The organism is Thauera sp. ZXT1-4, from assembly GCF_052598215.2.
The window spans coordinates 1-3,379 of sequence record NZ_JBQWSN020000071.1 but is presented as its reverse complement, the minus strand read 5'-3'; the positions used below and the strand labels follow the sequence as shown (position 1 = coordinate 3,379).

Sequence of the window (3,379 nt, the reverse complement as noted above, 5' to 3'; positions counted from 1 at the left end):
CAGCGGCAGCAATTCGGCATCGGGCAGGTCGCGTAGTTGCCCGAAGCGTCCGGCAACATCACGAATCGGTTGCACCACCCGGCGCGCGAACAAGACCGCCCCCACGCCCACGATAAGGAGCGACACCAGCATCGCCACGGTGGTGGTCCGTCCAATGGCCTGCGCTGCGCGATACCGCGTTTCTTCCGGAACCAAGATCGCAAGTCGCCAGCCGGGAGCGTGCAGGGCGACTTGACTAATGAGTACTCCACTTGCAGCATTGATCGTTACCGTCGCGCTGTGTGCTTCGGCCAGCTGGGCAATCAACGCTGGTTCTGCGTGCGAGCCGAGGCGTGCTGGATCGGGGTGATATACGAGGCGATCACGCCCGTCCAACACGATCAGCAGGCGATCTTCGCTAACGCCTGCTTTGCTGAACTCGCGGCGAATCTGGTGTGGGTCGTAGTTGATCAGCAGCAAGGCGACCGGGACCTCGCGCGAAGTCGCCAGATCGAAACGGTGAATCACTCGGGCTACCGTTACCACCTGGCGGTGGGCGGAGTCACGATTGAGGTTGGCCTGCACACCTGCCCAATGTATCTGGCTGGGAGCGGCCAGGGTCTCTGCGATCAACTGTTCGCGCGCCGTTACATCCAGGTTATTTGAAACCAGGGTGTCGCCGACGTGGTAGTGACTACCCCCCAAGGTAAAAATGTCGATGGAGACAAGGCCGTCCAGGTTGATGTAATTGTTGAGCACGTAGCCGATCTGCGCCTGGGTGGCCAGGCGCGTGAACACATCGCCATCGGGCGGCTCAGCCGAGACCGCCTCGACAATCTGCTCAACCCCGCTGATGTTAGCGATCAATGCTTCGATCTTCGCCATCTGCCCGTTGAGCAGGGCAGCCTTGTCGTGAGCCTGTTGAATCGCACTGCTGCGCGTCTCATGTTCCAGAGCCTGGTTCGACAGGTGTATCGCCGATAAGCCCACCACCAACAGTGGCAGGATGCTAAGCACAATCAGGTAGACAATGAAGCGCTGGGTGAGGTTCAGCCGCATCCGCCCCCCACCCATGAGCAACGGGCCGACTCCGCCAAGGGAGCGGCGAATTTGATCGTCATGATGTTCAAACGCAATCCCGGGCCTACTTCGGCGCGCTGACCAGCTCCACATCGATCAGCGTTTCTGATGGCACTTTTTCGCCCTTGAGCAGGCGAATCGCATACAGAACACCTCGATAACCTTGCTCCGCCGAGCGCTGGTCGACGGTAACCGCTAGCTTGCCCTGATCGACCATGGTCCGGATTTCGGGCAAGGCGTCGAAACCGGCCACCTTGACCGAGCTCAGCCCATTGTCGCTCAAGTATCGCAAGGCCCCCAGTGCCATCATGTCGTTGGCGGCGAACAGCAGGCCGATGCCCGGATGCAGCTCGAACATTTTCCTGGTTACCTCATAGGCCTCATCGATCTTCCAGTTGGCGGTTTCACTGGCAACCACTCGGATCGCCGTGTTCTCTGAAAACGCACGCTCCGCACCTTGCTTGCGCGCCTGCGCATTCTCGGCACTACGAATGCCTTCGAGAATGGCTGCCGTGGTCGGCACTTCAATCCCTGCGCTCAGCGCCTTGACCGCGAGATAGGCCCCCTTCTCGTTGTCCACGCCGATAAAGGGCAGGCCGGCGAGATCCGCCACTGCGAGTTGGGTGGCATCCAGGCGGGCATCGATAATCACCACCGGAATACCCGCATCACGCGCCTTTCGCACCGCAGGAATCAGATGGTGTGCATTCGCAGGGGCGATCACGAGCGCATCGGCCCGCTTGTTCTGAACTAGATCTTCGACGATCGAAACCTGCTGTTCGAATGAGGTTTCCTGCGCTGCCGTCTTGACGATCAGTTCAATGCCGAGCTCAATCTCCGCCTTGCGCGCACCCTTCTCCATCTCAACGAAGAACGGATTGGTCAGCGTTTTCATGACCAACGCCACTCGCGGCTTTACAACGGGGGGCGGGGATGTGGAGATTGCGACCGCGGGTTCTCGATCGACACGCTCACCACACCCAGCAAAGACCAACGACAGGACCAGGAAGGCAAGACATCGGATCGGCCGCATGAGCGTCACTCTGGGAAAGATGACAAATGTTACCAGCTTCTTTCCGACCGGCGGAGCAGCTTGACTGTGGCCACGATCTCGACCACTTCGGCGGTCCGTCTCTTGGAGGCAATCAGGGTGGCCAGCAGCAACGTAAGCGGTAACCGAGCGGCGTTCTTGCCTACTTCGAGCGCGGGTGGAGATCGGATCGAAGCGGATTGGCCGCGAAGTGTTGCTTCCACAGCCTTGGGGTGAGTTGCGCGACATCGGCGGCAGGGTGCTGGCCGACGCGCTGGAGCACATCGACCAGATAGGCATAGGGGTCGATGTCGTGCAGGCGACAGGTGGCGATCAGGCTCTGCGCGATCCCCACGTATTTCGCGCCGACCTCGGTCCAGCAGAAGAGCCAGTTGCGGCGGCCCATCGGCACTACGCGTAGCGCCCGCTCGAGGTGGTTGGTGTCGATCGGCACCTCGGGGTCGGCGAGGTAGACCTCGAGGGCGGCCCGGCGCTCACGCACGTAGGCCAGGGCAGTGGTCAGCGGTGAGCTCGGCAGTAGCCCCTGGGATTCGAATTGGGCGCCGACCCAGTCGAAGAACCGGTCGACCATCGGCTTGGCCTGGGCGAGCCGGTATGCGCGGCGTGCCTCGCCGATGAGTTGTGCCTCACGGATGTGCTGCTCTACCGCGTAGAGCTGGCCGATCATCTCCAATGCCTGCGTCGCCCGTTCGGGCTCGATCGACTGGGCCTCGAAGAATTTTCTTCTCGAGTGCGCCCAGCATTGCGCGCGCGTGAGCCCGCATTTTTGTGCGTAACGTTCGTAGGCCGCGTAGCCGTCGGTGAGCAGCACCGCCCCCTCGGGCGGTGGGTCGGTCCCCAGGGTCTGCGCAATGTGCTTGCCACTACGCCCCTCGTGATAGGCGAAGCAGATTTCGTCGCGCTCGCCATACACCGGCCAGAAGTAGCCGCCCTTCATCTTCCCCGGGCCGGCGCGCCCGGCCTTGATCGGGGTCTCGTCCATCGCCTTGATGCGACTTGCGCGGATCGAGTCGAGCTGGGCCGTAAAGACCGGCTCGAGCAGCGCGAGCGCCGCGTGGGTGAGCTGCGTGAGCCACGGGCGCGAGACCCGGATGCCGTTGTCCCCGAGCCGCTGATGCTGGCGGTACAGCGGCTGGTGGTAGCAGAACTTGTCGGTGATGAGCCCGGCGATGAAGCTCACGTCGGCGCGGCTACCGTCGATCACCCCGGCGGGGGCCGCCGGGCAGTGGATCGTCTGCGTGTCGCGGCGCTTGATGACCGGGCGCACGT

Annotated in this window: 3 protein-coding genes; all 3 read right to left on the bottom strand. The window is 62.3% G+C overall.

Going from position 1 to position 3,379, the window contains the following annotated elements:
• Positions 1-1,038 (bottom strand): cache domain-containing protein (locus ACUH78_RS18885; protein WP_510497601.1); only part of this gene is annotated, 1,038 nt, incomplete at its 3' end.
• Positions 1,039-1,123: 85 nt separating this feature from the next.
• Positions 1,124-2,092, bottom strand: a complete 969-nt coding sequence (locus ACUH78_RS18880) for a substrate-binding domain-containing protein (RefSeq protein WP_445334398.1) — start codon at positions 2,090-2,092, stop codon at positions 1,124-1,126.
• A 160-nt stretch (positions 2,093-2,252) separates the two neighbouring features.
• Positions 2,253-3,379 (bottom strand): IS66 family transposase (gene tnpC / locus ACUH78_RS18875; RefSeq protein WP_510497600.1); only part of this gene is annotated, 1,127 nt, incomplete at its 5' end.

What these genes read in the sequence shown, in the direction of transcription:
- ACUH78_RS18880 (WP_445334398.1), bottom strand. Translation starts at nt 2,092, where the DNA reads ATGCGGCCGATCCGATGTCTTGCCTTCCTGGTCCTGTCGTTGGTCTTT.